The organism is Halorussus salilacus (genome assembly GCF_024138125.1).
GTDB classification, from domain to species: Archaea; Halobacteriota; Halobacteria; order Halobacteriales; family Haladaptataceae; genus Halorussus; species Halorussus salilacus.
In genome coordinates this window covers 345,002-371,693 of the sequence record NZ_CP099993.1, presented here as the reverse complement: position 1 = coordinate 371,693, position 26,692 = coordinate 345,002, and the positions used below count along the sequence as shown (strand labels likewise).

The 26,692-nt window shown below is 67.3% G+C and carries 30 protein-coding genes; 6 read left to right on the top strand and 24 right to left on the bottom strand.

What is annotated here, in order from left to right:
• Nucleotides 1–2 precede the first annotated feature (2 nt).
• The 12 genes from NGM10_RS01900 to NGM10_RS01845 all read right to left on the bottom strand — a co-directional run bounded on the left by NGM10_RS01900 (nucleotide 3) and on the right by NGM10_RS01845 (nucleotide 10,558).
• Complete coding sequence (locus NGM10_RS01900) at nucleotides 3–629, bottom strand: helical membrane plugin domain-containing protein (protein WP_253481213.1); 627 nt, start codon at nucleotides 627–629, stop codon at nucleotides 3–5.
• 2 nt (nucleotides 630–631) lie between these two features.
• Entirely contained in the window at nucleotides 632–1,777 is a 1,146-nt protein-coding gene (locus NGM10_RS01895) for an NAD(P)/FAD-dependent oxidoreductase (RefSeq protein ID WP_253481211.1), read from the bottom strand.
• Nucleotides 1,774–2,010, bottom strand: coding sequence for a sulfurtransferase TusA family protein (locus tag NGM10_RS01890; RefSeq protein ID WP_253481210.1), 237 nt, complete (start codon nucleotides 2,008–2,010; stop codon nucleotides 1,774–1,776). Before NGM10_RS01890 ends, NGM10_RS01895 begins: the two co-directional genes overlap by 4 nt.
• 309 nt (nucleotides 2,011–2,319) lie before the next feature.
• On the bottom strand, nucleotides 2,320–2,538 hold the full coding sequence (locus NGM10_RS01885; protein WP_253481208.1) for a YgaP family membrane protein: 219 nt from the start codon (nucleotides 2,536–2,538) through the stop codon (nucleotides 2,320–2,322).
• Nucleotides 2,539–2,660: 122 nt separating this feature from the next.
• Nucleotides 2,661–3,944, bottom strand: a complete 1,284-nt coding sequence (locus tag NGM10_RS01880) for a M20 family metallopeptidase (RefSeq protein ID WP_253481205.1) — start codon at nucleotides 3,942–3,944, stop codon at nucleotides 2,661–2,663.
• Between the two features lie 2 nt (nucleotides 3,945–3,946).
• The gene (locus NGM10_RS01875) at nucleotides 3,947–5,293 is read right to left on the bottom strand and encodes an FAD-dependent oxidoreductase (protein ID WP_253481203.1); all 1,347 of its coding nucleotides are present in this window, start codon (nucleotides 5,291–5,293) and stop codon (nucleotides 3,947–3,949) included.
• 201 nt (nucleotides 5,294–5,494) lie between these two features.
• Complete coding sequence (locus tag NGM10_RS01870) at nucleotides 5,495–6,553, bottom strand: sulfite exporter TauE/SafE family protein (protein ID WP_253481201.1); 1,059 nt, start codon at nucleotides 6,551–6,553, stop codon at nucleotides 5,495–5,497.
• A complete protein-coding gene (locus tag NGM10_RS01865) occupies nucleotides 6,543–6,707 on the bottom strand; it encodes a DUF7512 family protein (RefSeq protein ID WP_253481199.1) in 165 nt (54 codons plus the stop codon). Before NGM10_RS01865 ends, NGM10_RS01870 begins: the two co-directional genes overlap by 11 nt.
• Before the next feature lie 446 nt (nucleotides 6,708–7,153).
• Complete coding sequence (locus NGM10_RS01860; protein WP_253481197.1) at nucleotides 7,154–8,329, bottom strand: inorganic phosphate transporter; 1,176 nt, start codon at nucleotides 8,327–8,329, stop codon at nucleotides 7,154–7,156.
• A gap of 14 nt (nucleotides 8,330–8,343) precedes the next feature.
• The gene (locus NGM10_RS01855; RefSeq protein WP_253481195.1) at nucleotides 8,344–8,802 is read right to left on the bottom strand and encodes a YeeE/YedE family protein; all 459 of its coding nucleotides are present in this window, start codon (nucleotides 8,800–8,802) and stop codon (nucleotides 8,344–8,346) included.
• Nucleotides 8,799–9,356, bottom strand: a complete 558-nt coding sequence (locus NGM10_RS01850; protein WP_253481194.1) for a YeeE/YedE family protein — start codon at nucleotides 9,354–9,356, stop codon at nucleotides 8,799–8,801. Before NGM10_RS01850 ends, NGM10_RS01855 begins: the two co-directional genes overlap by 4 nt.
• Nucleotides 9,357–9,364: 8 nt before the next feature.
• Nucleotides 9,365–10,558, bottom strand: a complete 1,194-nt coding sequence (locus tag NGM10_RS01845) for an MBL fold metallo-hydrolase (RefSeq protein WP_253481193.1) — start codon at nucleotides 10,556–10,558, stop codon at nucleotides 9,365–9,367.
• 304 nt (nucleotides 10,559–10,862) lie between these two features.
• On the opposite strand from NGM10_RS01845, the gene NGM10_RS01840 reads away from it, so the two are divergent.
• Entirely contained in the window at nucleotides 10,863–11,108 is a 246-nt protein-coding gene (locus NGM10_RS01840; protein WP_253481191.1) for a sulfurtransferase TusA family protein, read from the top strand.
• A 2-nt stretch (nucleotides 11,109–11,110) separates the two neighbouring features.
• A complete protein-coding gene (locus NGM10_RS01835; RefSeq protein ID WP_253481189.1) occupies nucleotides 11,111–11,710 on the top strand; it encodes a DsrE/DsrF/DrsH-like family protein in 600 nt (199 codons plus the stop codon).
• 531 nt (nucleotides 11,711–12,241) lie between these two features.
• Here the strand turns inward: NGM10_RS01835 and corA are convergent.
• The 8 genes from corA to NGM10_RS01795 all read right to left on the bottom strand — a co-directional run bounded on the left by corA (nucleotide 12,242) and on the right by NGM10_RS01795 (nucleotide 18,609).
• Nucleotides 12,242–13,222, bottom strand: a complete 981-nt coding sequence (gene corA, locus NGM10_RS01830) for a magnesium/cobalt transporter CorA (RefSeq protein ID WP_368408641.1) — start codon at nucleotides 13,220–13,222, stop codon at nucleotides 12,242–12,244.
• Nucleotides 13,219–13,383, bottom strand: a complete 165-nt coding sequence (locus NGM10_RS01825; RefSeq protein WP_253481187.1) for a hypothetical protein — start codon at nucleotides 13,381–13,383, stop codon at nucleotides 13,219–13,221. Before NGM10_RS01825 ends, corA begins: the two co-directional genes overlap by 4 nt.
• 38 nt (nucleotides 13,384–13,421) lie before the next feature.
• A complete protein-coding gene (locus NGM10_RS01820; protein ID WP_253481186.1) occupies nucleotides 13,422–14,060 on the bottom strand; it encodes a DUF6517 family protein in 639 nt (212 codons plus the stop codon).
• An 86-nt stretch (nucleotides 14,061–14,146) separates the two neighbouring features.
• On the bottom strand, nucleotides 14,147–15,595 hold the full coding sequence (cysS, locus tag NGM10_RS01815) for a cysteine--tRNA ligase (protein ID WP_253481184.1): 1,449 nt from the start codon (nucleotides 15,593–15,595) through the stop codon (nucleotides 14,147–14,149).
• Nucleotides 15,596–15,770: 175 nt separating this feature from the next.
• A complete protein-coding gene (locus NGM10_RS01810; RefSeq protein WP_253481182.1) occupies nucleotides 15,771–16,277 on the bottom strand; it encodes a DUF7523 family protein in 507 nt (168 codons plus the stop codon).
• Between the two features lie 75 nt (nucleotides 16,278–16,352).
• Entirely contained in the window at nucleotides 16,353–16,928 is a 576-nt protein-coding gene (locus tag NGM10_RS01805; RefSeq protein ID WP_253481180.1) for a DUF7524 family protein, read from the bottom strand.
• A gap of 36 nt (nucleotides 16,929–16,964) precedes the next feature.
• The gene (locus NGM10_RS01800; RefSeq protein ID WP_253481177.1) at nucleotides 16,965–17,153 is read right to left on the bottom strand and encodes a methytransferase partner Trm112; all 189 of its coding nucleotides are present in this window, start codon (nucleotides 17,151–17,153) and stop codon (nucleotides 16,965–16,967) included.
• A gap of 76 nt (nucleotides 17,154–17,229) precedes the next feature.
• Nucleotides 17,230–18,609, bottom strand: a complete 1,380-nt coding sequence (locus tag NGM10_RS01795) for an adenylosuccinate synthase (RefSeq protein WP_253481174.1) — start codon at nucleotides 18,607–18,609, stop codon at nucleotides 17,230–17,232.
• A 250-nt stretch (nucleotides 18,610–18,859) separates the two neighbouring features.
• On the opposite strand from NGM10_RS01795, the gene NGM10_RS01790 reads away from it, so the two are divergent.
• Nucleotides 18,860–19,165 carry a hypothetical protein gene (locus tag NGM10_RS01790; protein WP_253481171.1) on the top strand — a complete coding sequence of 102 codons (306 nt, stop codon included), beginning with the start codon at nucleotides 18,860–18,862 and terminating at the stop codon, nucleotides 19,163–19,165.
• 14 nt (nucleotides 19,166–19,179) lie between these two features.
• Here the strand turns inward: NGM10_RS01790 and NGM10_RS01785 are convergent, their stop codons facing one another.
• The 4 genes from NGM10_RS01785 to NGM10_RS01770 all read right to left on the bottom strand — a co-directional run bounded on the left by NGM10_RS01785 (nucleotide 19,180) and on the right by NGM10_RS01770 (nucleotide 22,617).
• Nucleotides 19,180–21,396 carry a DUF7527 domain-containing protein gene (locus NGM10_RS01785; RefSeq protein WP_253481168.1) on the bottom strand — a complete coding sequence of 739 codons (2,217 nt, stop codon included), beginning with the start codon at nucleotides 21,394–21,396 and terminating at the stop codon, nucleotides 19,180–19,182.
• A 169-nt stretch (nucleotides 21,397–21,565) separates the two neighbouring features.
• Complete coding sequence (locus tag NGM10_RS01780) at nucleotides 21,566–21,844, bottom strand: UPF0058 family protein (RefSeq protein ID WP_253481166.1); 279 nt, start codon at nucleotides 21,842–21,844, stop codon at nucleotides 21,566–21,568.
• Nucleotides 21,845–21,909: 65 nt separating this feature from the next.
• Nucleotides 21,910–22,128, bottom strand: coding sequence for a ribbon-helix-helix domain-containing protein (locus NGM10_RS01775; RefSeq protein WP_115865556.1), 219 nt, complete (start codon nucleotides 22,126–22,128; stop codon nucleotides 21,910–21,912).
• Between the two features lie 204 nt (nucleotides 22,129–22,332).
• A complete protein-coding gene (locus tag NGM10_RS01770) occupies nucleotides 22,333–22,617 on the bottom strand; it encodes a hypothetical protein (protein WP_253481164.1) in 285 nt (94 codons plus the stop codon).
• Nucleotides 22,618–22,796: 179 nt separating this feature from the next.
• Here NGM10_RS01770 and NGM10_RS01765 point away from each other — a divergent pair, with 179 nt between their 5' ends.
• The 3 genes from NGM10_RS01765 to menD are packed head-to-tail and all read left to right on the top strand — an operon-like array spanning nucleotide 22,797 to nucleotide 26,610.
• Nucleotides 22,797–23,393 carry a sulfite oxidase-like oxidoreductase gene (locus tag NGM10_RS01765; protein ID WP_253481162.1) on the top strand — a complete coding sequence of 199 codons (597 nt, stop codon included), beginning with the start codon at nucleotides 22,797–22,799 and terminating at the stop codon, nucleotides 23,391–23,393.
• Between the two features lie 32 nt (nucleotides 23,394–23,425).
• Nucleotides 23,426–24,757 (top strand): isochorismate synthase, encoded by a 1,332-nt coding sequence (locus NGM10_RS01760; RefSeq protein ID WP_253481160.1) that lies wholly within the window; start codon nucleotides 23,426–23,428, stop codon nucleotides 24,755–24,757.
• On the top strand, nucleotides 24,754–26,610 hold the full coding sequence (menD, locus tag NGM10_RS01755) for a 2-succinyl-5-enolpyruvyl-6-hydroxy-3-cyclohexene-1-carboxylic-acid synthase (protein ID WP_253481158.1): 1,857 nt from the start codon (nucleotides 24,754–24,756) through the stop codon (nucleotides 26,608–26,610). The genes NGM10_RS01760 and menD overlap by 4 nt, the downstream gene beginning before the upstream one ends.
• The last annotated feature ends 82 nt before the right edge of the window (nucleotides 26,611–26,692 follow it).

Here is a 26,692-nt window from a genome sequence, read left to right as displayed (position 1 = left end):
GGCTACCGTGAATCCCCGGAGGCGCGCTCACGGCCAATCGCCCCTGCGAGTGCCAGCAGGAAGCCCAGCCCGTACTGGACCTCCGGGTCACGAAGCCCGCGAACCAACCCGACGGGGCCGACCTGTTCGGGCGGGCCGCGCTGGGCTTCGCCGACGCCTTCCAGCAACGTCTCGATACCGTCGCGGGTGTCGTCGTCTGCGGCCGTCTGTGCGACTTCGCCGAGCGACGCGCCGGTGCTGGCCAGCGAGGCGACCATCTCGTCGTCGAGCGCGGCGGTCGCCAGCGACCCGACTCCCGCGAGCTCTGCCAGCTCGTCGAGCGTGCCGGTTCTCTGGAGGACGAGCAGCGTTTCGAGCGCGTCCTCCAGTTCGTCGGCGTTCTGGCCGACGGTCCCGGCCAGCGCGACCGTCTCGTCGGTCGCGAGCCCGTCTGCGGATTCGGCGAGCGTCGACCCCGTGGCCGAGAGGTCACGGACCATCTCGTCGGTGAGCGCGCTCTCGCCCAGCGAGAGTACGTCGAGCAGTTCGTTGACGGCGTCGAGGCGGTCTACGAACTCGGCGACGGCCTCGGGGTTCTGCTCGATTGCCGCTTCGAGGTCGGACCGGTCGGGTTCGGCTCCGTCGGCCATGGTCAGAGTAGCCCCCGTGCGGTGAGCCAGTACGCTTCGTTGTACGCCAGCTTCGACCAGTGGAGCTTCTCGGAGGGGGGCGCCGGTGACGGCGGGCTCTCGAAGTCGAACTCGACGAACGACGCCGAGTCCATCCCCGTCTCGATGAAACACAGCGTCTTCCCGTCGTAGGTCGCCGTCGCCGGTCGACCGCGAATCTCGCTGGCGAGTCGCTGGCCGACGACGCTGGCCTGATAGTGGGCGACGCTACCCGCGTTGGGAACGCCCGTGTCGGCGGTATCGCCGATTGCGTAGACATTCTCGGCCGCCTCGGCTTCGAGGGTGTGCTTGTCGACGTTCACCCATCCGTCGTCGCCGAGTCCCACTTCCTCGATCAAGTCGATGCCGCCGTGGGGCGGAATCGTCACGAGGAGGTCGTAACCGAGCTCGGTTCCCTCCATCGAAGTGATCGTCTGCGCCTCGGGGTCGACCTCCTCGGCGTTGAAGAACGTCTCGACCTCGATGTCGCGTTCCTCCATGATGGGTCGGGCCCACTCGGCGATGTGGGGGTTGCCGTGGACTCGCTGGATCGGATACGTGTAGGTGACCTCGACCTCGTCGCGGAGGCCGCGCTCGCGGAACCAGTCGTCGGCCATGAAGACGAACTCGAGTGGTGCCGCCGGACACATGTGTGGCGTCCCGATGACGCTCAACACGAGGTCGCCCTCGGTGAACTCCAGAAGCTCGTCGCGGAGGTCGGTCGCGCCCGACTCGCTGTAGTAGTCGTACCCACCTTCCGCGAGACCGGGAATCCGTTCGGGTTCGAGCGTCGACCCGGTCGCCAACACGAGGTAGTCGTAGCCGACCGACGGGGTGTTACCGCGGAACCGAAGCCGCTTGGATTCGGTGTCGATGTCGGTCACGCGGTCGATTCGGAGATCGACGGCGTCGTCGACGAGGTCGCCGAGAGGCCGTCGACCGTCTTCGGGTTCGCGCTGGCCGAACGGCACGTACAGCCAGACCGGCTTGTAGACGTGATCGGGGTCGTCGTTGACCAGCGTGATGCGGACCTCGGCGGCGTCGAGTTCGGGTTCGAGTCGTTCGGCGAGGTCGTTCGCGAGGACGGCCCCACCGGTCCCGCCACCGACGATGACGACGTGTTCGGTCATGCTTTCTCCACGTAGAACTCGTAGTGGTCGTCTGGCTCTTCGACGGCGAGCAGTTCGTTGCCAGCTTCCTCGACCCACTCCGGAACGTCGGTCAGCGATTGTTCGCTGTCGCTCAGGAGCCGAATCACGTCGCCGGACTCGGCGCTCCGGGTCTTTCCGATGAGGTCCATCAGCGGACCGGGGCAGGCCGCGCCTCGAGCGTCGACGGTTTCGTCGGGTTCGATGTCGGTCATAGGTCTCTCACGGGTGGTAGTTGGAAGCGGACCGTATTAGTATTGTGCGTCTATTCCAAGATACTGAAAAAGCAGGTCGTGGAGTCGGCAAGTGAGTGTGGCGGTCGCCGACCCGCAGGGAGGACTCGGACCGACCAGTCGAACCCGAGGACGTAATGGAACCGAGTTCGTCGCGTGTCTCGTCGGAGTCGACCCCCGACACCGCTCTTGCTCGTCGATTCGACGGCCGGTCGCGCAACGTAGCCGCTGTCACGGTCGGTCTCGGCGACCGACTCGCCGGAGTGGTCGATGGTCTGGAACCATTCTATCCTATCTGGTACCCGACGTATCGATACCCAGCAGTCGGTACAGGAGACAGACCCGGACGACCCCCGTCAGGGCGAGGAGGACGCCCAACAGCGTCGCGACCGTGCCGACCGTCGTCCCGAGTCCCAGTAGGCCGACGAGCGTCGCCACTCCGACGGCGGCCATCGCGACGCCGACAGCGATTCGGGTCGCTCGGTCCGTCGCACCGATATTGCTCTTCATGCCCACGATTACACACCGCGAGTACCTAAGTCTTATTCGACGACCGGCCGACGCCGAATCAGTCGGGCCGTCCAACCCACCGTATCGGTGGACTGCTACCGCTCGGTCTGTCCATCGGCGGACTACGACCGCTCGGTCCGATCATCGGTGGACGACGACCGCCCCGTCTGGAACGCCCACGCAGTCGGAATCCGCGTGTAGATGACTGCGTTGTCGACGAGCGCGTCGACCGGGACGTACTCGTCGGGAGCGTGGACGGTGTCGGTCCCGAGCGCGAACTCGACGGTCGGAATGCCCGCGTTCCGGAGCGCCTTGGCGTCGCCGCCGCCCGTGGCGCTTCGGCGGAACACGCGCTCTCCCGTGACGCTCTCCGCCGTCGACGCGACCGCTCGGACGATAGGGCTGTCGAGCGACTCGGCGGTCCCGATGCTCCGAGACACGTCGGCGATGGTGACGCCCTCGCAGTCGGCGACGCAGGACCGGACCTCCGAGAGCATTTCGGGCGTCTGGACGCCCGCAGTCAGTCGGATGTCGATCTGGGCACGGGCCGATTCGGGGACGCTGTTTATCGCGTCACCGCCTTCGAAGACGCCGAGATTGATCGAAGGAGACGCGAACAGATCGCGAGCCGCGTCCTCGCCCAGCAACGGGGTGTAGTACTCGACCGATTCGTCTACGATGGCTTCCACGTCGGTATCGAGGTCGAGTTCCCGAGAGCCGAAGCGACCTCGAAGGGTCTCGACGGCGTCGTAGAGTCGGTCGATCGCGTTGACGCCGAGCGATGGCCGTGAGCCGTGAGCCCCCTCACCGCTCGCCTCGAGTGTCAACCAGATACTGCCGCGGTCGGCGACGGTCACGGAGTGTCGCCCGGTCTCGCAGGTCGGTTCGCCGATCACGCAAGCGTCTGCATCGAGACGGTCGCCCTCCAACAGCGCGGGCAGACCGGCGTCCCCGCCGACCTCCTCGTCGCTCACCAGAGCGAACAGGAGGTCGACCGGCGGCTCGGTATCGGTCGCTGTAAACGCCCGAATCGCGAACAGCATCGACGCGACGCTGCCTTTCATGTCGGTCGCCCCGCGACCGTAGAGACGCTCGCCGACGCGTTCGCCAAGCGGGTCGTGCGTCCACGCATCGGCGTCGAACGGTACGGTATCGAGATGTCCGTTGTACAACAGCGTGCGGTCCGAGGCTCCGGGGACCCGAACGAGGAGGTTCGGCTTCGCCGAGTCGGCCGCGAATCGCTCGACGTCGACCGGTAGCGCGTCGAGGAAATCCTCGATTGCGTCGACGATATGTCGGGTATCGCCGGGTGGGTTCGACGTGTCGACCGCGAGCAGTTCGAGGGCGAGTTCGACCAACTCCTCGCGGTTCGCTCGGACGTGCGCGGCCGGGGTACCGTCGCGCATGGTCAGTCGAGTTTGCCGCCGAGGACTTTCGCCGCCGTGAGGACCGGGTCCCAGACGGGGCTGAACGGCGGCGCGTAGGCCAGGTCTGCGTTCCGCAGTTCGGTCACCGTCATGCCCGCCGTCAGCGCCATCGCAATCGTGTCGATTCGCTTTGCGCCCTCGCGACCGACGACCGTTCCGCCGAGCAGTCGGCCGGACTCCCGGTCAGCCAGCAGCGTGACGGTCAGTTCGTCCCCGCCGGGGTAGTAGTGGGCTCTCGACGGTGCCGAAATCGAGACCGAGACGGGGTCGAAGCCAGCCTCTCGCGCCCGCCGTTCGTCGACGATGCCTGTGCGGGAAGCGCCGAGGTCGAACGCCTTGACGATGGCCGTCCCGGCGGTCTCACCGACCGGTTCCGGGTCGCCAGCGACGGTCTGGCCGATTGCACGGCCAGCGCGGTTCGCGGTCAGCGCCAGCGGTACGTGGTCGGGCTCGCCAGTCACGACGTGGCGGGCCTCCGCGCAGTCGCCCGCGGCGTAGACGTTCTCGTCGTTCGTCCGGCCGAATTCGTCGGTCGCGATGGCTCCGGTCTCGCCCACTTCGATGCCAGCGTCCTCGGCGAGGCCGGTGTTCGGCGCGACGCCGACGCCGACTATCGCGATATCGGCGGGACGAGCCCCGTCTTCGAGGACGACGCGCTCGACGGCCCCGTCACCGTCGAACCCCGAAACCGCGGTGTCGAGGTGCAGATGGACGCCCTGCTCTCGCAGGTGGTCCTCGACGACCTCCGCGACCGCGTCACCGAACGGCTGGAGGACGTGAGGGAGCATCTCGTAGAGGTGGACCTCGGCTCCCCGTGCCGACAGGGCTTCGGCCATCTCGATGCCGACGTATCCCCCGCCGACGATGCCCGCGGTGTCGGGCGCGCGCTCGGTCACGTAGTCCTCGATGGCACCGGCTTCGTCCATGTCGTGGATGGTGAACACGCCGTCGAGGTCGAGGCCGTCGAACGGCGGTTCGACGGCGGTCGCCCCGGTCGCAACGAGGAGGTGGTCGTAGGGCTGTTCGAACGTATCGCCGTCACCCTCGACGGTGACGGTCTCGGCCTCCGGGTCGACTTCGACGACCTCGTGGCCGGTTCGTAAGTCGATGTCGCGCTCCTCTCGGAACTCCTCGGCCGTCACGGCGACCAAGTCGTCGAGGCTCTCTACCTCGCCTTTGACGTAGTAGGGCATCCCGCAGGCGGCGTAGGACACCCACTCGCCCTTCTCGAAGACGACGACGTTTAGTTGCGGGTCCTCGCGCTTGGCCTTGCTCGCGGCGCTCATCCCTGCGGCGTCCCCGCCGACGACCACGAACGTATCGCTCATATTCAACAGTTCGACCGACAGGACCAAAAGTATTCCTCAATTTTCACAATATTGTGAGATACAACTCGGGTCCGGAGTGGGTCACCCGGAGAGCGATTCTGCGGGGAAGCCGGTAGTCGAAGAGCGGAACGTCGGTGTCGCCCGGCGGTCGGCCACTCCATCTGGCGGGACTTTCACTCTCGAACACCGAGCGAAAACGAATCAGTCGGCGGTGGACGCTTGCTGGCGATTCGTCACACGTAGCGACGAAACGGTCGTGTAGAGGATGGCGATAGCGACGACGACTGCCGCGCCGATGACGAGCACCAGTCCGAGCAGTTCGAGGGTCGAGTTGCCGACGTAGGAGCCGACCTCACCGACGCCGACAGCGGCGGCCCCGACCAGTAGCATCCCGCCGAAGTAGATCTTGATGTCGTCGGCGTCGACGACGGCGGTCGCTGCAGAGCCGATGCGAGCGCCGAGCGCGCTCCCCAGCAACAGCGGCGCGACGATACCGAGGTCGACGCCACCTCCCTGACCGTAGAGGTAACTCCCCAGACCACCGGAGAAGACGATCTCGAAGAGGTCGGTCCCGACCGCGACCGGGACCGGGACGCCGATGGCGTATATCATCGCAGGCATCCGGATGAATCCGCCACCGACACCGAGGAATCCCGACAGGAGGCCGGTCGCGAAGGCGACGGCCGTGATGACCCACGCGGAGACGCGGACATCGCCGCGAAGCGTCACCATCGGCGGAATCCGAACCGTCCGTTGAATCGTCTTCGCGACCTCGGGAATCTCGTACTCGCTGAGGTCCTTGTCGGCCGCCTCGTGGTCGATACCACCGTCACCATCGCTCGTCAGGGCGTCACGGGTGACCATCGCTCCGACCCCGCCCAGCAGGACGACGTAGGCGATACTGATGATGCCACCGGCCAGTCCCAGCGATTCGAGATAGTAGACGCTGGCGCGTCCGGCCTCGATTCCGATGGTCGTTCCGGTGATCATGATTACGCCGAGTTTGTAGTCGACCTGCCCGAGGTCGTGGTGTTTCAGGGTCGCGATGACTGCGGTGCCGAAGACGAACGCCATCCCGCTACCGACCGCGACGGGTGCCGGGTAGTCTAACATCAGCAGGGCGGGGGTGACGAGGAACGACCCACCCATGCCGAAGAACCCGAACAGCACGCCGACGACGAGACCGAATCCGACGAACAGGACCAGCATCTCCGGGCTCGTCTCCAGTACCCCGAGTCCGTCGAATAGCTTATCGAGCATTCTGTTCACCCTCGACTAGGAGTTCCATGATGTAGGGTCCGAGTAGCCGTTCGAGACCGCCGTAGCCCACGTACAGCACGATTGCTTCGAGTAGTATCGTGCCGATGAGCAAGGCCGTCTCCGGATCCCACGTCGGTACTTCTAATCCTGCCATCGATTCTCCCTCTGATCTCCGACCGCGGAAATTCGGTGTTGGTACATTTCTGCTCAATACCCTCTACCCGGTTCGTGCGTTTAACAGTTTTGGGTCTACTACACAATACTATATTCGCGTAACCTCGACTGGAGTATCGATAACTTATGGATAAGATATAGGGCCGACCGACTCCGGAAACGGCCCGGCCACCTCCATGGGCCGCGCATCCAGTGACGGAAATGGAACATAGCCGTATTGACGCCGGTCGGCGGAACGGTTCGTACGAAGACGGTACGCATGCCCGACCGGCCAGTACAAAGCGACGGGAGAATCTCGAACAGCCAGCAGACTCGTCGAGCGGTTGGTCTGACGGAAAACAGTCGTCGGCGAGAGCCGACTCGCCCCGAAGGCGAGGTCGGTTCGTGTGGTCGAACGACGGACACCGAGACTCCCTCCGCGACAGACTACAGGGCCATAGCGGTAGCGACGTACGCGAGCCCGAACGAGAGCGCGAACGAACCCACCCACGCTCCCAGCGTCACGCCGATCTTCCGTGCGTCGACCGCATCCCGTCCACCCACTGCCGCACCGCTCCCGATGATGGCGCTAACGACGACCTCGTTGAACGACACGGGGACGCCTAACAGGACGGCCAGCTGTGCGATCAGGAACGACGGGACGAGTGCCGAGATAGCGCGCCGCGGTCCCAGCGACGAGTAGTCCTGCGCCAGCGACTTGATCATCCTCGGGGCACCCGTCCACGACCCCGCGAGCATCCCGAGGCCACCACCGACGAGCACGGCGACCATCGAAACCATCTCGACCTCGTCGAGGAGCGGAATCAGCGGCCCGACCGCGAGTCCGACCTGACTACCGCCCGCGGAGAACGCGACGAGCGAACCGAGCGCGAGCAACACGCGTTGCAACCCCCCGTGCTGGTCTCGGCCGATATCCCACCAGACGACGGTCGCGACGGCCACTGCTACACCGCCGGTAACGACGACCGCCGATGCACCTCCGTCGACCGCCAGTACCTGCTGGCCGACCTCTCGGAGAGTCCCTGCGGAGTTGGCCCCGCCGAGGAAACCGAACTCGACGTTCACGAGGACGGCCGCGACGAGGCCGACGAGGACGGGGACGCTGTACCGTTCGGGTACGTCGGGTCGCGGGAGGATACTCGCGATGGCGTACGCGACCCCGCTACCCACGAACGGTGTCAACACCCAGACGGCGGCGATCTGCTGGTACTTCGGCCAGACCGGCGTGCCACCGAGGGCGAGACCGACGCCGATGACGGCTCCGGTCACTGTGAACGCGGTCGCAATCGGGTACCCCGTGATGATGCCGACTGCCATCAGTCCGGCACCCAACACCAACACGAGGATGACGCCAGCGACGGGCATACTCATACCGCCGACCAGACCGCTCCCGACGGCTTCCGAGACGTTGCCACCCTGCGTGACGGCACCGGCGAACCCGAAGAGACCGACCAGAAGGGCGGCCCGCATCGTCCCGATGGCGTTCGCCCCGACGGCGGGAGCGAACGGGGTGGCACCGCTCGACCCGGCACCGATGACCCACGCCATGAACAGGCTGGCGAGCCCTGCACCGGCGAAGAGGGCGATGAGAGCGAGGTCCATGGAAATCGGAGAACTCAGTCTGCGCCGGTCGCCGCAGTGTCACGAGTCCGAGTGCGACTGCGCCACCAGCCCTGGAGGTACGCGCCGAGGAACATCCCGGCGAGCGCCCAGAGGATGGTGACGTTACCGACCCCGAGGCTCGCGTACGCCGCACCCGGACAGATACCGGACAGGCCCCAGCCGACGCCGAATATCGCGCCGCCGACGAGGACGTTCCGGTCGAACGGCTTCAACCGGCGCTCGTAGGGCTTCCCTGTGAGGGGTGCGGCGTCCCGGATGCGGGGGAGCAGTGCGAACGCGACCCCGGAGACGATTGCGGCACCGAACATGACGAACGGGAGTCCGAGGTCCTCGAACTGGAGGAAGTCCAGCACGACTTCCGGGCGCGCCATGTGGCTGAACCCGAGCCCGAACCCGAATATCAGGCCGCCGACGAAGATCAGCGGCACGAACAGGGGGTGGCGGTCGCTCATGGGCTCACCCCCAGCGCGGCGACGACCTGCGCGGTACCGATTGCCACGGTCAGGAACGTCAGCACGCCGACGAGCGACGTCTTCGACGCCGAACCGACGCCACAGACGCCGTGGCCCGACGTACAGCCCTTGCCGACCCGGGTGCCGATACCGACGAGGATGCCGCCCAGGAACAACCGCCACGGCTGGACCTCGGTCGTCCAGAGCGTCACGCCCGCGACCTCGTACAGCTGTCCGGTGGTTCCCGGTTGGTAGAGCGAGCTCGATACTAGGCCAGACTGGAACGTCGCAGCGAACGCCGCTCCGCCCAAGACGATGCCAGCCGTGAACACGACGCGCCAGTCGCGCGAGGACACGTACTGCTGGAACCGCGGCTGGTCGGAGACGTACGACAGCGTCGATTCCAGAAAGGTACTCGCGCCAGCGGGAATCCCGGTCCCGAGGTAGATCAGGACGGTCCCGAGGCCGACGAGTAGCCCGCCGACGGCGTAGCGACTGATTCCGTTGGGAAACAGCTCGGCGGCCGTCTGGAGCAGTATGGGGTCAGTCACCATTGGCGTCGTTAGTCACCCGCGAGGGATTCCTGGCTTGCGGCGCAGTTGTTCGGTCCGAGTTCGAGCGTGAACGCCTCCTCGTCGTCGACCTCGTTCTGCCCGAGGTTGGTCGCGATGATGTCCTCGTAGTTGGCGGGCCGCGGGGGCATGTCCGAGAGGACGAGTTCGACGAACTCGTCTTCGTCCATCGTCAGCGCGTCCATCTCCTCGACGAGCTCGCCAATCGGTGCCGTGTAGGTGCCGTCGTTCGCGGACTCGGCGGCGTCGCTGAAGTGGGCCCCGCCGACGAGGGTGTCGTCGGGGAGCGTCAGGACGCGCTCCTGAAGCGACTCGTAGAGCATCCTGGCGGCGTCGGGTGCGCCGTCGTCGCCCTCTTCGAGGTCGGGCCGGGCGACGCTCTCGACGAACAGGCCGTCGCCGGTCGCGAGCAGGCTGTCGTCGACGAGGTACGAGGTCATCCCGGTCGTGTGACCGGGGGTGTAGACGGCTTCGACGGTGGCGTCACCGACGGCGAAGGTGTCGCCGTCGGCCGCGAGCGTCATCTCGTCGGCGTACGTGACGCCGCGGTCGACGGCCGCCTCGGGGATGACGCCCTCGACGCCCGCGTCGTCGAGCGCGCGGACGCCCGAGAGGTGGTCGGCGTGGATGTGGGTGTCGATAGCGTACTTCAGTTCGACGCCCAGTTCGTCGGCGTCGGCGAGGTAGCGGTCGGTGAACGCCCGTAGCGGGTCGATGATAGCGGCCTCCCCGTCGTCGTAGACGAGGTAGCCGAGACAGCCCGAGGACGGGCGCTGGTACTGGAGGAGCGTCCCCGCGCCGTCGTAGCGGTCGACTTCGACCGCTTCGTAGATGCTCGCCCAGCCGTTCATGCCGTCTTCGAGGTGGTCGACGTCGTAGCCGCGCTCCGCGAGCGTGCCAGCGACGTACTCGCTGGCACCGCCCTTCGCACAGAGGACGGTCACCGGTCGGTCGTCGGGAATCCGGTCGAGTACCTCGTCGTCGATCTCGTCGTCGAGGAACTCGAAGTAGGGGACGTTGATCGACGTGACGTTCTCGCCGTCGATGCGCCACTCCTCGTAGTCGGATTCCATGCGCGCGTCGAGGAGCGTGACGTCCTCGCCAGCGTCGATGCGGTCTTTGAGCGATTCCGGGTCGATGGTCTCGACCGATGCGTCGGGGGTCGGGAAGTCGTCTGCGTTCATCGTGTGTATCCCAACGTACCGGCCGGACACACAAAAGGATTTGCATAGTAATCCGATAACCACACAATATAGGTTGGACCGGTGTTCGCCCCGAGACCAGTTCGGCAGGGTCGTGATTCGGATATGTTCGCCGATTCGGGGTCCGAACGCGTGCACGAGAGACTATTTACGGTAGCGTCCGTGCCTTGGTGAACCCCGAACGGACGCGCGGCTGTTCTCGAATCGTGCAAGAACCGGCACGTTTTTAACCGCGGAAACGGTATTGTGTGATAGCTCCAATACAGAACAACGGGGCAGATTCAACATGAGTGCAGAATTCGACATCACGGAGACGCTCGACGTGAAAGGCGCATCGTGTCCCATGCCGGTCGTCAAGACGAAGTCGGCTATCGACGACCTCGGTGAGGGCGAGGTACTGGAAGTGCTGGCGACGGACTCGGGTAGCATGAGCGACATCGACGGCTGGGCGTCCAGCACCGCTGGCGTCGAACTCCTCGACCAGGTCGAGGACGGCGACGTCTACAAACACTACGTGCGGAAGACGGAGTGACGATGAGTACGGACGCACCCGACGCGTCGGCCGAAGAGTTGTCCGACGAGTCCGCCGACGCGCCGTCGCGCGAAGAACTCGCCGCCCGCGTCGAGGAACTGGAAGAACAGCTGGCCGCGGTCGCGAGCGACGACGAAGACGGAACGAAGAAGATGAGCATCATCGCGACCAAGGGGACGCTCGACATGGCGTACCCGCCGCTCATCCTCGCGAGCACCGCCGCCGCGTTCGGCTACGAGGTGACGGTGTTCCACACGTTCTGGGGACTCGACATCCTCCACGAGGAGCGTTCGAAGAACCTCAAGCTCAGCTCCGTCGGCAACCCCAACATGCCGGTACCGAACGCCGTGGGGGCGCTCCCCGGGATGGACCGAGTGACCACCTCGATGATGGAGAAGAAGATCGCCGACAACGACACCGCGACCATCGAGGAACTCATCGAGACCTCCCTCGACATGGGCGTGGAGTTCCAGGCGTGCCAGATGACCATCGAGCTGATGGACTACGACGAGGACGACTTCTACGACGGCGTCACCACGGGCGTCGGCGCGGCTACCGCGGTCCAGGACATGGCCGAGGCCGACATCCAACTGCTGATCTAGCGGATACACCTTCTGGCGTATCGACCGCCGGACCACGCCCGTTCTCCGGGTCGAGGCCGTTCGACCGTTCGTGCAGTCGCACCGCTGGTCCTACTCTGCAGACCCATCACTCGCCCGGCCGCGACCGAGACGGTGCTGGTCCTCGGTGCTGTCGCGCCCGCTCAGACCGAGTGACAGTCGTCGCTCGTCGGGGATTGGCTCAGCCCTTTCGGGGTAGTCGGACTGGCGGTCACGGGGTAGGGGCGGGGGCGTCGCCCGCGACGCGGGCGACACCCCCGCCTGCTCGACACTGCTGGCCGAGACGCCAGCTATCTGCCCGTGACCACCGGAAGACAAACCGTGTCTTCCGAGCCTCGCCGTCCTGCGTCCGGCGAGACGCCGGTGGGAAATCTGCGCCCACCGAGGTCACACTCGCTTTCGCTCGCGTGACCGCGCGAAGCGTCCGGGCAGGACTGGTCGCCTTCTCCTACTTGAACCCTCGGAGTCGTGACCCCTGAGACCGGTTCCGGACCGCGCGGTCCGGAACCGGTCTCAGACGTACTCCGACTCCCGGAAGTACAGCACCAGAATCACCGTCATCCCGAGCATTCCGAGCATCACCGCGGGGTAGCCGAACGCCCACCCGAGTTCGGGCATGTTGTACGCGCTTCCCTCGAAGTTCATGCCGTAGACGCCAGCGACGAACGTGAGCGGCAGGACGATGGTCGCCACGACGGTCAGGCGCTTCATCACCTCGTTGGTCGAAAGCGACAGCGTGTTGAGGTAGATGTCGCGCGCGCCGCTGGCGAGGTCGCGGTACGTCTCCGTCAGGTCGACCAACTGGACGAGGTGGTCGTACACGTCCCGATAGTACTTCTCGGTCTGCTCGCGCACCTGCTCGGGGTCGCCGCGGGCGAGGTACCCCACCGCCTCCCGCGAGGGCCACAGCAGCTTGCGGAACGAGAGGAGCTCCCGCCGGACGTTGTTGATGGTCTCCAGCGTCTCGGTGTCGGTCGCGGTGGTCACGTTCTCCTCGACCGCCTCGATCTGGTCCTCGATGGCGTCCAGCACCTCGAAGTACTCGTCGACGATGGCGTCGGCGATGCGGTAGGCGGCGAAGTCGGGCCCCTGCCGGAGGATGCGCCCCTCCTCGGCGGCGACCATGCCCCAGACGCGCTCGACCGCGTCGACCTCCTCGGTCGAGAGGGTCACCAGCCAGTCCTCGCCGACGAACAGGCCGAGCGATTCGGTCCCGATCTCCTCCCGGAAGGTGGTCTCGCCCCGGCGGAGGGTCGCGGTCTTGAGCAGGACGAACGCGTGGTCGTCGAACTCCTCGGTCTTCGGCCGGACGGTGTTGCGCACGTCCTCGACCGACAGCGAGTGGATTCCGAACGTCTCGGCGACCCGGTCGAGTTCCCGGGGCGACGCGCCGGACGCCCGGACCCACGTCGTCCCGGGCGCGTCGCGGGCGGTTTCGAGGTCGGTGTGGACGGTCGCGCCCTCGGTCGTGTACACGACGGAGCGGATCGTCACGGTCGGTCCTCCCCCGCGATGCCGATGGCGAAGAGCGTCACTCCGACCAGCACCGCCGTCACCGAGAACGCCCGGCCGGGATACGCCGCGGCGACGCCGACGACGTACCCGAGCAGGCCGACCGCCGTGAGCGCCGTTCCGGCGGCGAGCGCGCCGTTCATACCAGTATCTCCGACGCGGGGGAGAAAAGCGTTTGGCGCTACTCGTCGTGTTCGACGCCGCGGATGAGTTCGTTGACCTTCTCCTGCTGGCCGGGTAGCTTCTGGGGGTAGGCGCCGACCGCGGCGACGTGGTCGTCGCCGTGCTCGACCTTCGTGACGTGGACGTAGGCGTCGAACTGGAGGCCGCCCGCGGTGGTCACGGTCGCCTCGAACTTGGTCACCTCCGTCTCGGTTCCGAGCATCGTGAGCTTCCGGCTACTCACCTCTCGGAGGTCGCCCACGTCGTCGAGTTGGTCGGTGAACTGCTGGGCGAGTTCGCGGTTGTCGTACTCGCCGAGGGGGTTGAACGACTTGCCGAGCACCTCGACCTTGGGGCTGGCGAAGGTGGTGAACACCGCGACGGGCTGTTCGGCCAGCCCGTCGATACCGACCGACTCGTGGTACTCGGAGACGCGATTTTTGACCTCGACCTCCTTGGTCTGTCCGGCCGCCGAGAACTCCCGCTCGACGGTCACGTTGTCGGTCCGGTTGTGTTCGTACCCCGTCGATTCGAGCGCCTCGTCGCTCACGGTCGCCTCGGACGCCGAGAACGTGACCGGCCCCGAGAGGACGCCGGTGCATCCGCCGAGGACGACCAGCGCGGCGAGGACGACGCCAGCAGCTACGTTGCGTGCCATGTGCACCCCGATTCTCGGGGGGGCCTAATCAATCCCGCGACCGGGAACGAGCGGGCCGGACGCCCCGAGCGACCGCGTCGGAGGGGCTACTCGACGCGGAAGGTCGCGCCCTCGTCGGTGTCCTGAACCTCGATGCCGAGCGCCGCGAGGTCGTCGCGCAGGTCGTCAGCCCGGTCGTAGTTTCCGGCCTCGCGCTCGCGTTCGCGCACGTCGAGCACGAGCTCGACCAGTTCGTCGAGCAGGCGGACCTCGCCCTCGGCGTCGCCCGCGAGCGCGAACCCGAGGACGCACTCGCCGAGGTCCTCGAACGCCTCGACCGCGTCCCTGAGCCCCCGGTAGTCGTACTCCTCGCGGTCGTCGACGTGCCTGTTGACCGCCGAGACGAGTTCGAGCAGGGCGGTGATGGCCTCGCGGGTGTTGAAGTCGTCGTCCATCGCCTCGGCGAACGCCTCGCGCGTCTCGGCGACCGCCGCCCGGAGGTCGGCGTCCTCGACCTTGGTCCGGGCGTCGACGCCGTCGACGGTCTCGACCGCGCGGTCGTAACCGCGTTCGAGTCGCTCCCAGCGCTCGACCGCCTCGTCGATGGTCGCCTCGCTGTAGGTCTGGCGGTTGTTGTACGAGGTCGACAGCAGGAACATCCGGACGGCGTTCGGGCCGAACTCCGAGACCGCGTTCCGGACCGTGAAGTAGTTCTGGAGGCTCGAAGACATCTTCTCGCCGCCGGTCTCCAGCAGGCTGACGTGGAGCCAGTACTTCGCGAACCGCTGGCCCGTGGCGGCCTCGCTCTGGGCGATCTCGTTCTCGTGGTGGGGGAACACGAGGTCTTGGCCGCCGACGTGGACGTCGAGCGTCTCGCCGAGGTGGGTCATGCTCATCGCCGAGCACTCGATGTGCCAGCCGGGACGGCCCTCGCCCCACGGCGAGTCCCACGTCTGACCGCCGGGCGGCGCGTCGTCGGGGTGGGCCTCCCCGGCCTTCCAGAGCGCGAAGTCGGCGGGGTGGCGCTTCTCCGCGCGCTCGCTCTCCTCGCCTTGGGCCTCCATCTCCTCGACGTTCTGGTTCGAGAGCTTGCCGTACTCCTCGAACTCGGTCACGTCGAAGTAGACCGACCCGTTCGACTCGTAGGCGTAGCCCTTCTCGACGAGGGTCTCGACGAGGTCGACGATTTCGGGGACGTGCTCGCTCACGCGGGGGTAGACCTCCGCGCGCGCGAGGTTGAGCGACCGCATGTCCTCGATTACCTCGCCGATGAAGGTGCGAGCGACCTCGCTCTCGGTGTCGCCGAGGTCGTCCTCGCCCGTCCGAGCGACGATCTTCTCGTTCACGTCGGTGAAGTTCTCGACGTGTCGCACGTCGTAGCCGAGGTGTTCGAGCCAGCGGGCCATCACGTCGACGTGGACCCACGACCGGGCGTGGCCGAGGTGGGCGTAGTCCGACACCGTCAGCCCGCAGTAGTAGAGGAGCACCGAATCGGGGTCCTGCGGTTCGAACGCCTCGCGCTCGCCCGAGAGGGTGTTCGTCACATGGAGCGTCATTACCTCTCTCTACCCCCAGCGGCCGTTTCAAAGCGTCGATAGGGACACTACGCGCCGACGCCTTCGCGCCGGGAACCGAACCGCCCTACGGAGCCCTCACGCAGTCAGTACGCCGGGGTCGAAAGGGAAGGTCGTCGGAACGAGGGCGCTCCGACCGGGTACCGGGACGACACCGCTACCCCTCTCGGGTCGGCACGGCCGCGAGCGCGTCCTCGACGGCCCGGACCGCGTTCGGGCCGTCCCTGCGCTCGACCGCGACGAGCAACGAGTCGCCAGCGACGCCAGCGACGCGGACCTCGACGCCCGCGGCGTCGAGTCGTCCGAGGACGTGGGTCAGCGCGGTGGCGTCCACGTCGCCCTCGGCGAGGACGCCCGTGAGCGACCCCGCATCCGGGACGAGGCCGACCCCGCCGATTTCGAAAAGCGCCTCGGAGAAGTCGCCGTCGGCGACTTCTCCGAGGCCGCTGCGCATGCTCACGCGGGCGTCCCGCGAGTCGGCGTCGTACGCCGGGAGCGACCCGGCGAACCGGCGGAGCGCGGTCGCCACCGAGTCGGCGTCGCCCTCGACCGCCTCGTCCAACCACCGCGCCGCCGCGGTGTAGTTGACCACGCCCGCCCGGAGCGCCGCCAGCAGGAACGGGCGACGCCGGACCGCCGCCCGCGTTTCCTCGGCGAGTGACATGTGCGGGGGATGGAAGGCGAGTGACAAAAGCGATGCGGTGGTCCGGCGGTGCGTGGACGGGGTCCGAACGAGAGACTACCGCACGAGGAGGTAGCCCGCGGTCGCGAGGCTCCCGACGACCGCCAGCGCGCCCAGCAGGACGACGGCGCTGTCGGCCAGCATCGCCGAACTGACCGCGGCCGCCAGCGCGAGCAGGCCGAGCGCGACGACGGGCGCGTTCTCCGCGAGTCGGAGGTCGGGGAGGTCGAACCCCTGGCCCTCGGGGTCACCGTCGGGGTCGCGCGCCGGGACGCGGAGGGTCTCGTCCACGTCCACGGCGTCGGCGCTCTCGTCGGGTTCGACCACGGACACGTCCACGTACGCGGTCTCCGCGCCGTGGCCGGTGACGATCTTGAGCCGTCCCTCGACCGGCCGGGGACCCTCTGCGACCTCGACGTCGACCTGTCTGGTGGTGTCGGCGTTCACGAAGTGGTTGTTGGCGGGAATCGACGCGACCTCCGAGAGCGCGTCGTCGAGGTGGAGGTGGACGTGGACCGGCGCGTCGCCGTTCTTCAGCAGGATGGGAAACGAGTCCGTCGCCTCGAACGCCGCGGCTGTCCGGATGTCGTGGAGGCGCTCGTCGTTCAGGTCGACGGAGAGGCTCTCTGACACGGCTACTCGTACCTCCCACGGAGGGTAGAAAAAACTTCAGGCCTCCTCGCGCATGTCCGGCGGCAGGAGGTTCGGGATGCCGTCCTCGATGGGGTAGGTCTCGCCGCACTCCGTGCAGGTCAGGGTCCCGGAGATGACCTCCTCGTCGTCGGTCTCGGTGGCGTCGAGTTCGAGTTCCTGCTTGTCGAGCGGACAACAGATGATGTCCATCAGCGACTGCTTCATGGTCACCACTGCGGAGGGGCGGGCCAAAAGCGTGACGGGTTCGATGGGCCGGAAACTCCGGCGAAATCCGCGGGTCCTACCGGAACGGGTTCTCGACGACGACCGACTCCTCGCGGCCCGGGCCGACGCCCACCGCGTAGATGTCCGTATCGAGTTCGTCGCTGACGTAGTCGAGGTACGCCCGGGCGTTCTCGGGGATGGCGTCGTAGCCCGCCTCGGCGACCGCCGACCAGTCCACGTCGTCCCAGCCGTCGAAGCTGCGGAAGTTGGGTTCGCAGTCGGCCCACCGCTCGGTGGTGGCGGGCATCGCGAAGACCTCCTCGCCGTCGAGGTCGTAGCTGTGGCCGACCTTCACCTCGTCGAGTCCCGCCAGCACGTCGATGTGATTGACCGCGAGCCCCGTGAATCCGTTCGCGCGCGCGGCGTGGCGGAGCATCGGCACGTCGAGCCACCCGACCCGGCGCGGGCGGCCGGTGACGGTGCCGTACTCGCCGCCCTCCTCGCGGATGTAGGTGGCGAGTTCCTCGTTGTCGCCGCCGCCCTGCTCGTCGTAGCCGGGGGTGTCGCCGACCACGCCGCCGAGTTCGGTCGGCATCGGGCCGCTCCCGACCCGCGTGAGGTAGGCCTTGACGATGCCGACGACCTCGCCGTTGCCGACGACGCCGGGCGAGAGTCCGGTCCCGGTCGCGGCACCGCCAGCGGTCGGGTTCGAGGAGGTGACGTAGGGGTAGTTACCGTGGTCGATGTCGATGATGGTCCCCTGCGCGCCCTCGAACATGACCTCCTGGCCGTCGTCGAGGCGGTCGGCGAGGAAGTCGCCCGCGTTGACGGTCATGTCGTTGTCGGCGAGTCTGCGGCCGTACTCGCGGTACTCCTCGAAGAGGGCCTCGACGTCGAACGCGTCGGGGTCGTCGAGGTCGGTGACGGCGACGCCGTACACGTCCTCGACGAGCGCGCGCTTCTGGGAGACGACGTATTCGAGCTTCTCGCGCAGGACCTCGGAGTCGAGCAGGTCGCCGACGCGGAGGCCGCGCCGACCCGCCTTGTCCTCGTAGGTCGGGCCGATGCCCCGGCCGGTCGTGCCGACCTCGCTGTCCGAGTCGCTCTTGACCTCCTCCTCGATGCCGTCGAGCACGCGGTGATACGGGAGGATGACGTGCGCGCGACGCGCGACCCGCACGTCGGGGTCGAGACCGCGCTCGCGGAGGGCGTCTATCTCGTCGAACAGCGTCGCGGGGTTGACGACGCAACCGTTGCCGAGGACGCCGACCTTGCCGCGGACCGCCCCGCTCGGGACGAGCGATAGCTTGTACTCGGTGCCGTCCTCGACGACGGTGTGGCCTGCGTTGTCCCCGCCCTGATAGCGAGCGACCACGTCGGCGGCGTCGCCCCAGAGGTCGACGATGCCGCCCTTCCCCTCGTCGCCGAGTTGCGAACCGACGATGGTTACGGTCATTACGCGGAGTGATTCCCGCCCGCTCCCTAAACCGATTACGGTCCGTCGACCGAAGCTGTACACGTTCGCGGATACACCCCCGGAGGTGCTCTCCAAAACCCGCACCTTCGAGGATACTCCGCGGGAGATTCGCACCCGGCACTGACCAGAACTGTTAACTACTCCCACCGATAAGTCCGGGACACTGTCCGGACGTTCCTGCCTGTCGACAGCAACTTTTAAAAGTCTCTAAGACAAGTTAACACATGCCATGATAGATAGGCTTGAGAAGGAAGTCGATATGTTGGAACGCCATCTGCAGGTCCTGAAGATGGTCATCGAGAGCGAACCCATCGGTATCGTGAAGATGTCCAACGAGACGGGCTATCCCCATCACAAGGTCCGATACTCCCTCCGCGTCCTCGAAGAGGAGAACCTCATCGAGCCGTCGAGCCAGGGAGCCATCACGACCGACCGGACCGAGGAGTTCGTCTCCGAACTCGACGGCAAGATCGACGAGATATCCGACAAGCTCGACGAGATGAAGATCAGCGAGACGGCCGAGGCCGACGACTAGGGCTCCGGAAACGACTAGAGCTCCGGGACGTTCAGATGGAAGCCGCCGCTACGTGACTCCACCAGACAGAGGTGGTAGCCCCGCTTGCGGGAGAGTTTCACGAAGCTCTCTCTCTTCTCGCGGCTCAGCAGTCCCCCGCTGGTCGCCGACTCGGCGGTTTCGAGTGCCTCCGGTTCGAAGAAACTTTCCGTGACCTGGAACGCGCCAGCGAGTTCGTCGTGAGCCTCGGCTACGCCGGTCGCGGCGTCGACGTGAGTGCCCATCATCTCGCCCGTCGTCGGGTCCCGCGAGCCGTTGAGGTCGGCGACGACGAGCGGGTTGCCCATCCGGTCGCGCGCGATGACGTCGAACGACTCCTGTCGGGTGTCCTCGTCGTCGGTCCCCGCGCTCACCGAGCCGTGAAGGTCGACCCGGTCGATCCGGGGAATCGCGTCGTAGAGCTCTCGAAGGCCGTTCCGGTGGCCGGTGTCGCGGATTTCGTACAGAAGCTCCTCGACCAGCCACGACACGAAGCGGTGTTCGAACGAATCGGTGAGGAACTCCTCGAAGGGCCGCCCGTCGACCGCGGCGTCGTCGGCCTCGAACTGGGTGTGGTGTTCGAGCCGGAGGTTCCCGTTCACGTCCTCGGCGTCGGCGTTGCCCGCCGCCGCCTCCTTCAGGGTCGGTTCACCCTTCGAGCGGTACCGGACGAAGAGGTTGGTCCCGTCGAACGCCTGCGCGCGGTCGAGCCGCCGGTCGGCCCCGCTCGCCGCGCCGCCCGATTTCGCGGATTCGAGTTCCGCTTCGAGTCGCTCGACCTCCTGTCGGAGCGCGTCGCGCTCGCGCTTGAGTTCGTTGCGCTCCGAGCGCACGGTCGAGAGGCTGTTCTCCAGTCGCTCGACCTGTTGTTCGCGCTGGCGGAGTCGGGACCGGAGCTCCTCGACGCGGGCGTTCGCCTCGTCGGCGGCCGAGTCGTCGGCCGCGCTTGCCGCCGCCGCGTTCCCCCGTCCGGACCGACCGCTCGACTCGGACGCGGTACCTGCGTCCGACGTGCTACTCTTTCCCGACGCGCTCCCCGCCACCGACTTCGAGCGTCGAGCGCGAGACTCGCCGCTCGCGGCGTCCGACTGTTCCCGGGTCTGGGCGGCCCCCTGCGCGGTCGCCGCCGGGGCGTCGTCCCCTCCCTCGGTCCGGTCGGGGTCGAGCGACGGGATGGTCGTGGTCTCGCGCCACCGCTCCTCCTCGCCGAACATCCCCTCGTCGTCGGTCGTCTGCTCGCTCGCCGATTCGGTGCGGTCCGAGTCGTCCGGGGTACGGCCGGGCGCGTCCGTGCTCTCCGTTTCGACCTCGGGTGTGTCCGGAGTCGAGTCGACCTCGGTCGCCGACTCGGCCTCGCCGACGCTCGTTCGCGCCTCAGGGGCCGAACCGCTCGACGTCGCGTCGCTCTCGGGCGACCGGGCGGTCTGCCCGGTCGCCGTCGTTGCGCTTCCAGCGGGCGAATCGGTGGCTCCGCGTTGCTGGGACGTGTCGGTGGGGTCGGGCGAGGGACCGGCGTTCGACCCGTGCGAGGAATCCGGGTTCGGGCCGGACGGACCGGTATCCGCGTTCGCACCGGACCGGTCGGAGCCGGGCCCGGCGCTGGAACCGTCGGAGGCGGCCGCGGTTCCGCTCCCGGTCGCCGGTTCGGGCTCGTCGGAATCGTCTGGCTCCTCCGGTTCTGGCAGGTCGATCACCTCGATGTCGACGTCCCTGACCTCGTAGATACCGACTTCGTCGGCCGCGCGCTTGAACGCCTCGTCGCCCGAGACGACCTGCTCGCTCGCGCCGACGAACGCGACGCTCATCGAGCGCCCGCCGTAGTAGACCACGTAGTAGTCGCCGCTCAGGACGTTCTCGCTGAGTTCGACGTACCCGGTGAATCCCCCCTTCGAGAGCGTCGAGTCGGCCTCCGACAGCGGCGTGTCGTTCGTGTAGTACTTCGCCTGCGTCTCTCCGCCCTCCTCTTTCATGTTGAAGAGAAGCGGCAGGGACGGGTGGGGCGCGGCGTAGGCCTTGCCGTCGGCGTCCTCGAAGTCGTCGAGACTGCCCTCGTGGATGCCGATGACTCGCCCGTTGAGCATGAACAGCCACGCGCCACCCGCCCGAACTGCCCCCGAGAACTCCCCGTCGGAGAGTTCGCGCAGGCCAGCGTACCCCTCAGAGAACCGACGGGTACTCCAATTTTCGACCTGCTCGACCGTGCGCGTTTCCATATTACGGTCAAACCAAAGCCCTCTCAAATATCTTGCGGCCCGGCCCCCGCCGTTCGCCGCGCTCGGTCGAACGTTCTCCGGTCTGCTCCGCGCAGCGCCTGGCGATATCACCAGCGAAAGACCGGCGAGCCGGAGGCTCGCGGGTCTTTCGCACAGTAAAAGGACGCGTCTAGATCTTGGATTCGGCGTCGTCGGCGAGCTCCTGCATCCGCTTGCCGATGCGGCCCGCCTCGCTGAATTCGTCGTCGCTCATCGCGGTCGCGAGGGCGTTGCCGAGCACGAAGACCGCGTGCTTGTGCTCGCTCTTGGACTTGTGGACGTGCGAGGGGTCCACGTCGAGTTCCTCGTACGGTTCGAACAGGCCGTCGGTCACGCTCTCGCGGTCCTGGAAGTACTCCATGATGAGCACCATCTCCTCGTGGAGTTCCAGAAGCTCGTCTTTGTGCATGTCCGTGGGTACGGAAGTGTTCGGTTTAAGGGTTTCTGAGAAGCGTTCGCACGCGAGACAAATAACTAGAAAACGTACTCGTCTTCGTGCCCCATCATCCCCTCGTCTTCGAGTCCTGGTTCGCGGTCGTCGTCGTCCATCGGCCCGCTCGTCTTGTAGGCCTTCAGGCCCGTCGAGAGGAGGTCCTCGATGGCCTCCTCGCGGTTGACGAATTCGCCCTGTTCGACCATCTGGGCGATCTGCATTTCGAGATGCTCCGGGATAGTTATCTCTACCTTCGGCATTGGAACATTCGAGGGTTCGGGAGGGGTGTTCTTAAGTCTGACGGGGAGAGTACCGGCGAGTGCGAATCATTTCGCTCGTAGCGGAAAGAATCGTTCTCGAACCTCCAACGAGCGGTTCCTATTCACAAAAAGGTAGTATATATCGAAACCCTGAACCGAGAAATTATGCTCGGAAAGAACGTGTAGACCGTGATAGCCCTTCGTCTACCGACTGCTGAGCATCTGTTCGAGCGAGTTCATGATCCGGCTCGGGCCGACCGACGAGAGCTTCTCCTCCATCCGCCGCTGGTTGAAGTAGCTGGCGAACGAGAGGAACGTCGGTGCCCACAGACCGATGAAGATACCCATCATCTTGTTCCCGCGCATGAAGTACTGGTACTGCGCGAGCAGTACCGAACCCACGGCGGCGAGCACTGCAGGGTCCGTCGTCGACTGCTGGGCGGCCTCCTTGGTCGCCGGTTCTTCCATCCGTTGCTGTTGAGTTGCCATTGCGAGTCTGTTTTGGGTCAGCGAGTCCTTTGTTATTGAGCCGATACCCGAGAGTATCGAGGGGTTCGGGAAGTATTCGGGGATTACGTCGCTCGAAACGTCCGATTGGAGGCCCGTCTCGTCGCCGGAAACCGGCCGGATTCGACACACCTACCTACCTCGCCTCCCGATTCGGACGCATGAGCGTCACCGACGTGACCGACCTCCACGAGGAGTTCGACGGCGAGCGCCTCCCGCCCGGCCAGCGGAAGACGAGCAAGTTCCCCGTCCTCTCGAAGGGTTCGACGCCCGACTGGGACCCCGAGACGTGGGAGTTCACGGTGACGGGCGCGGTCGAGGACGAACTCGCGCTGTCGTTCGAGGAGTTCCGCGACCTGCCGAGCGAGACCCAGCGACAGGACTTCCACTGCGTGACCGGGTGGAGCAAGTTCGACTGCGAGTTCACGGGAGTCACGTTCCCGACGCTCGCCGAGGCGGCCGGGGTCGAGGACGACGCGGTCCACGTCATGTTCTCGGCGCTCGACGGCTACACCACGAACCTCCCGCTTTCCGACTGCATGCGCGAGGAGGTCGTGTTCGCATACGACTTCGACGGCGAACCGCTCGCGCGCGAACACGGCGGTCCCCTGCGCGTGGTGACGCCCCACAAGTACGCCTACAAGGGCGCGAAGTGGGTCGACGGCGTCGAGTTCCTCACCGAACCCGAGCGCGGTTACTGGGAGAAGCGCGGTTACTCCAACACCGCGAACCCGTGGAACGAGGAGCGATACAGTTAGACTCAAGGGTCACCGCTCCTGAGTTCGACTGAATGGAGTCTCCGCCCCGCGACGGACAGGTGTCGGCCGAACCGACCGGCTCCGCCCTCGTGAGTCGGGTTCGAAAGCTCTCGGACTGCGCCGCTCGGCCGTTTCTCGTCGGGCGGGACGCCCCGCGCGTCTACTGGACCAGCCCCTACGGCCCGGAACTCGCGGGCGGCGGCCTCGCAGCTCGCATCACCGCGACCGGACCAGACCGATTCGAGCGCGTCCGCGAGTCGGCCGACGACCTCTTCGACCGCCTCGACTACGAGGGACCGGACGCCGCGCGACCGCGGCTGTTCGGCGGCTTCTCGTTCCACGCCGACCACGAATCCGAACCGCCGTGGCGCGGATTCCCACCCGCGGAGTTCGTGCTCCCACGGACTCAGTTGACCCGCGCCGACGGCGAGACGTGGCTGACGGTGTCGGCCCGCGACGCTGCCCCCGAGGCGGTCGAGGACGAACTCGACGCGGTCGCCGACCGACTCGGCGACGGGGACGAGCCCCAGCGCCCGCCGACCGTCCTCGGGACCGAACCGACCGCGACCCGCGAGGAGTGGGCCGACCAGGTCCGCCACGCGGTCGACCGAATCAGGCGCGGCGACCTCCGGAAGGTCACGCTCGCGCAGGCGCTCGCGGCGAGCCTCGACGGCCCTGTCTCGGTGCCGGACGTGCTCGAACGCCTCGGCGAGTCGTACCCCGACTGCTTCCGGTTCATGGTCGAACCCTCCGCCGAGGCCGCCTTCTTCGGCGCGACGCCCGAGCGACTCGCGACCCTGCAGGGCCGGACCGTCGAGACCGAGGCGCTGGCCGGGACGGTCGGCCGCGGCGACACCCCCGAGGCCGACGACCGACTCGAAGCCGACCTGCGCGACAGCGAGAAGATGGCTCACGAGCACGACCTCGTGGTCGGCGAGATACGCGACCAGCTCGGGCCCCTCGCCGACGAGGTCCGGGTCGACGACCGGCAGGTCCGGAAGCTGGCGACCATCCAGCACCTCTGGACCCCCATCGAGGCCGACCTCCCCGGGGACGGCCACGTCCTCGACATCGTGGAGGCGCTCCACCCGACCCCCGCGGTCGGGGGCCTCCCGCTCGACGAGGCGCTCCGGACGATTCGGGCTGTCGAGACCTTCGACCGCGGCTGGTACGCCGCGCCGGTCGGCTGGTTCGACGCCGACGGCGACGGCACCTTCGCGGTCGGCCTGCGGTCGGGCGTCGCCGAGGGCGACACCGTGACCCTGTTCGCGGGCAACGGCATCGTCGCCGACAGCGACCCCGACGCCGAGTACGAGGAGGTACAGTTGAAGTACCGACCCATCCTCGACGAGCTCCAGCGATGACCGACCGCGACGACCCCGGTTCCGGTCCCGCCCCGAATCGGAACACCCTCTGGGCCCGGGCGCTCGTCGCCGAACTCGAAGCCGCCGGGGTCGAGGCGGTCTGCATCGCGCCCGGAAGCCGCTCGACGCCCCTGACGGTCGCGTTCGCCGAGAGCGAGATTCGGGCGTTCTCGCACCTCGACGAGCGGTCGGCGGCCTTCTTCGCGCTCGGCCGGGCCAAGCGGACCGGCGAGGTCACCCCGCTGGTCTGCACCTCCGGAACGGCCGCGGCGAACTTCCATCCCGCGGTCATCGAGGCGAGTCAGGCCCGCGTTCCGATGCTCGTGCTGACCGCCGACCGACCCCCGGAACTCCGGGACTCGGGCGCGAACCAGACCATAGACCAGCAGAAGCTCTACGGCGACGCGGTCCGGTGGTACGCCGACCTCGCGGAACCGGAAGCCGACGCCCGGAAGCTCCGGTCGCTCCGGACGGCCGCGGCACGCGCGCTCGCGCAGGCGACCGGCACCCCGCCGGGTCCGGTCCACCTCAACGTCCCGTTCCGCAAGCCCCTCGAACCGACCGAGGTGCCAGGTGACGTGCCCGACGGCTTCGCCGACGAGAACCCCCTCGCCGCCGGGGGCCGGGAGGGTCCCTTCGTCCGAACCGCGGGGGGTCGCCCGGAGCTTGCGGATGACGACCTGCGCCGGGTGCGCGACGCCCTCTCCGACGCCGACCGCGGCCTGTTCGTGGTCGGACCGACCGACGCGCCAGCGCCCGAGCGCGACGCGCTCGCGGCGCTGGCGCGAGCGACCGGCTTCCCGGTCCTCGCCGACCCGCTCTCGGACCACCGGTTCGGCCACGACGGGAGTGCTCTCGACGCCAGCGAGAGCACTCCCGTCGGCCCGGAGGCCCCGTTGGTCCTCGGCGGCTACGACGGCTACCTCGACGCGGTCGGCGACTCGTGGCCCGACCCCGAGGTCGTCGTGCGCTTCGGCGCGTCCCCGACCTCGAAGGTCCTGCGCCGGTACCTCGAATCGAGCGACGCCCGCCAGTTCCTCGTCGACCCCGCGGCGGGATGGCGCGAGGCGACGTTCACCGCGACCGACCTGCTCGCGGCCGACCCGACGCGAGTCGCTCGGCGACTCGCGTCGGGTCTCGGTTCCGCCGCGGGAGGCGGAGGGGGCGAGAGAGACGGAGGGGACGCGACCGAAGCGTGGCGCGCCCGCTTCGCCGACGCCGAGCGCCGCTACTGGGACCTCGTCGCCGACGCCCGCGAGGAGCGACTCTTCGAGGGCGGCGTCCTCTCGGCGGTCGCCGAGGACGCCCCCGACCCCGCGACCGTGATGGTCTCGAACAGCATGCCGGTCCGGGATCTGGACCGGTTCGGCCGACCCCGGGCGGCCGACCTGACGGTGCTGGGCAACCGCGGCGCGAGCGGCATCGACGGCATCGCGAGCACGGGACTCGGCGCGGGGAGCGCCACCGACGACCCGCTCGTAATCGTGACCGGCGACCTCGCGTACTACCACGACATGAACGGCCTGCTCGCGATTTCGCGGTGCGGGGTCGATGCGACCGTCGTCCTCATAAACAACGACGGCGGCGGCATCTTCCACATGCTCCCCATCGAGGAGTTCGACCCGCCCTTCACCGAGCAGTTCCGCACGCCCCACGGCCTCGACTTCGAGCCCACCGGCGACATCTACGGGCTGGAGTTCGAGCGCGTCGACGGCCTGCCCTCGTTCCGGTCGGCGTTCCGCGAGTCGGTCGGGAGCGAGGGGACGCAGGTCGTGGAGGTCGTCACCGACTCGGAGTCGAGCCATCGGTTCCGCGAGGAACTGGCGGGTCGGGTGGCCGACCGACTCGGATAGCCCGGCCTCCGGAGACCACGATTGCAAATTCTGATAATCGGCTGGAAGATTAATATCGGTGCGGAGTGAAAAATCAGCCAAT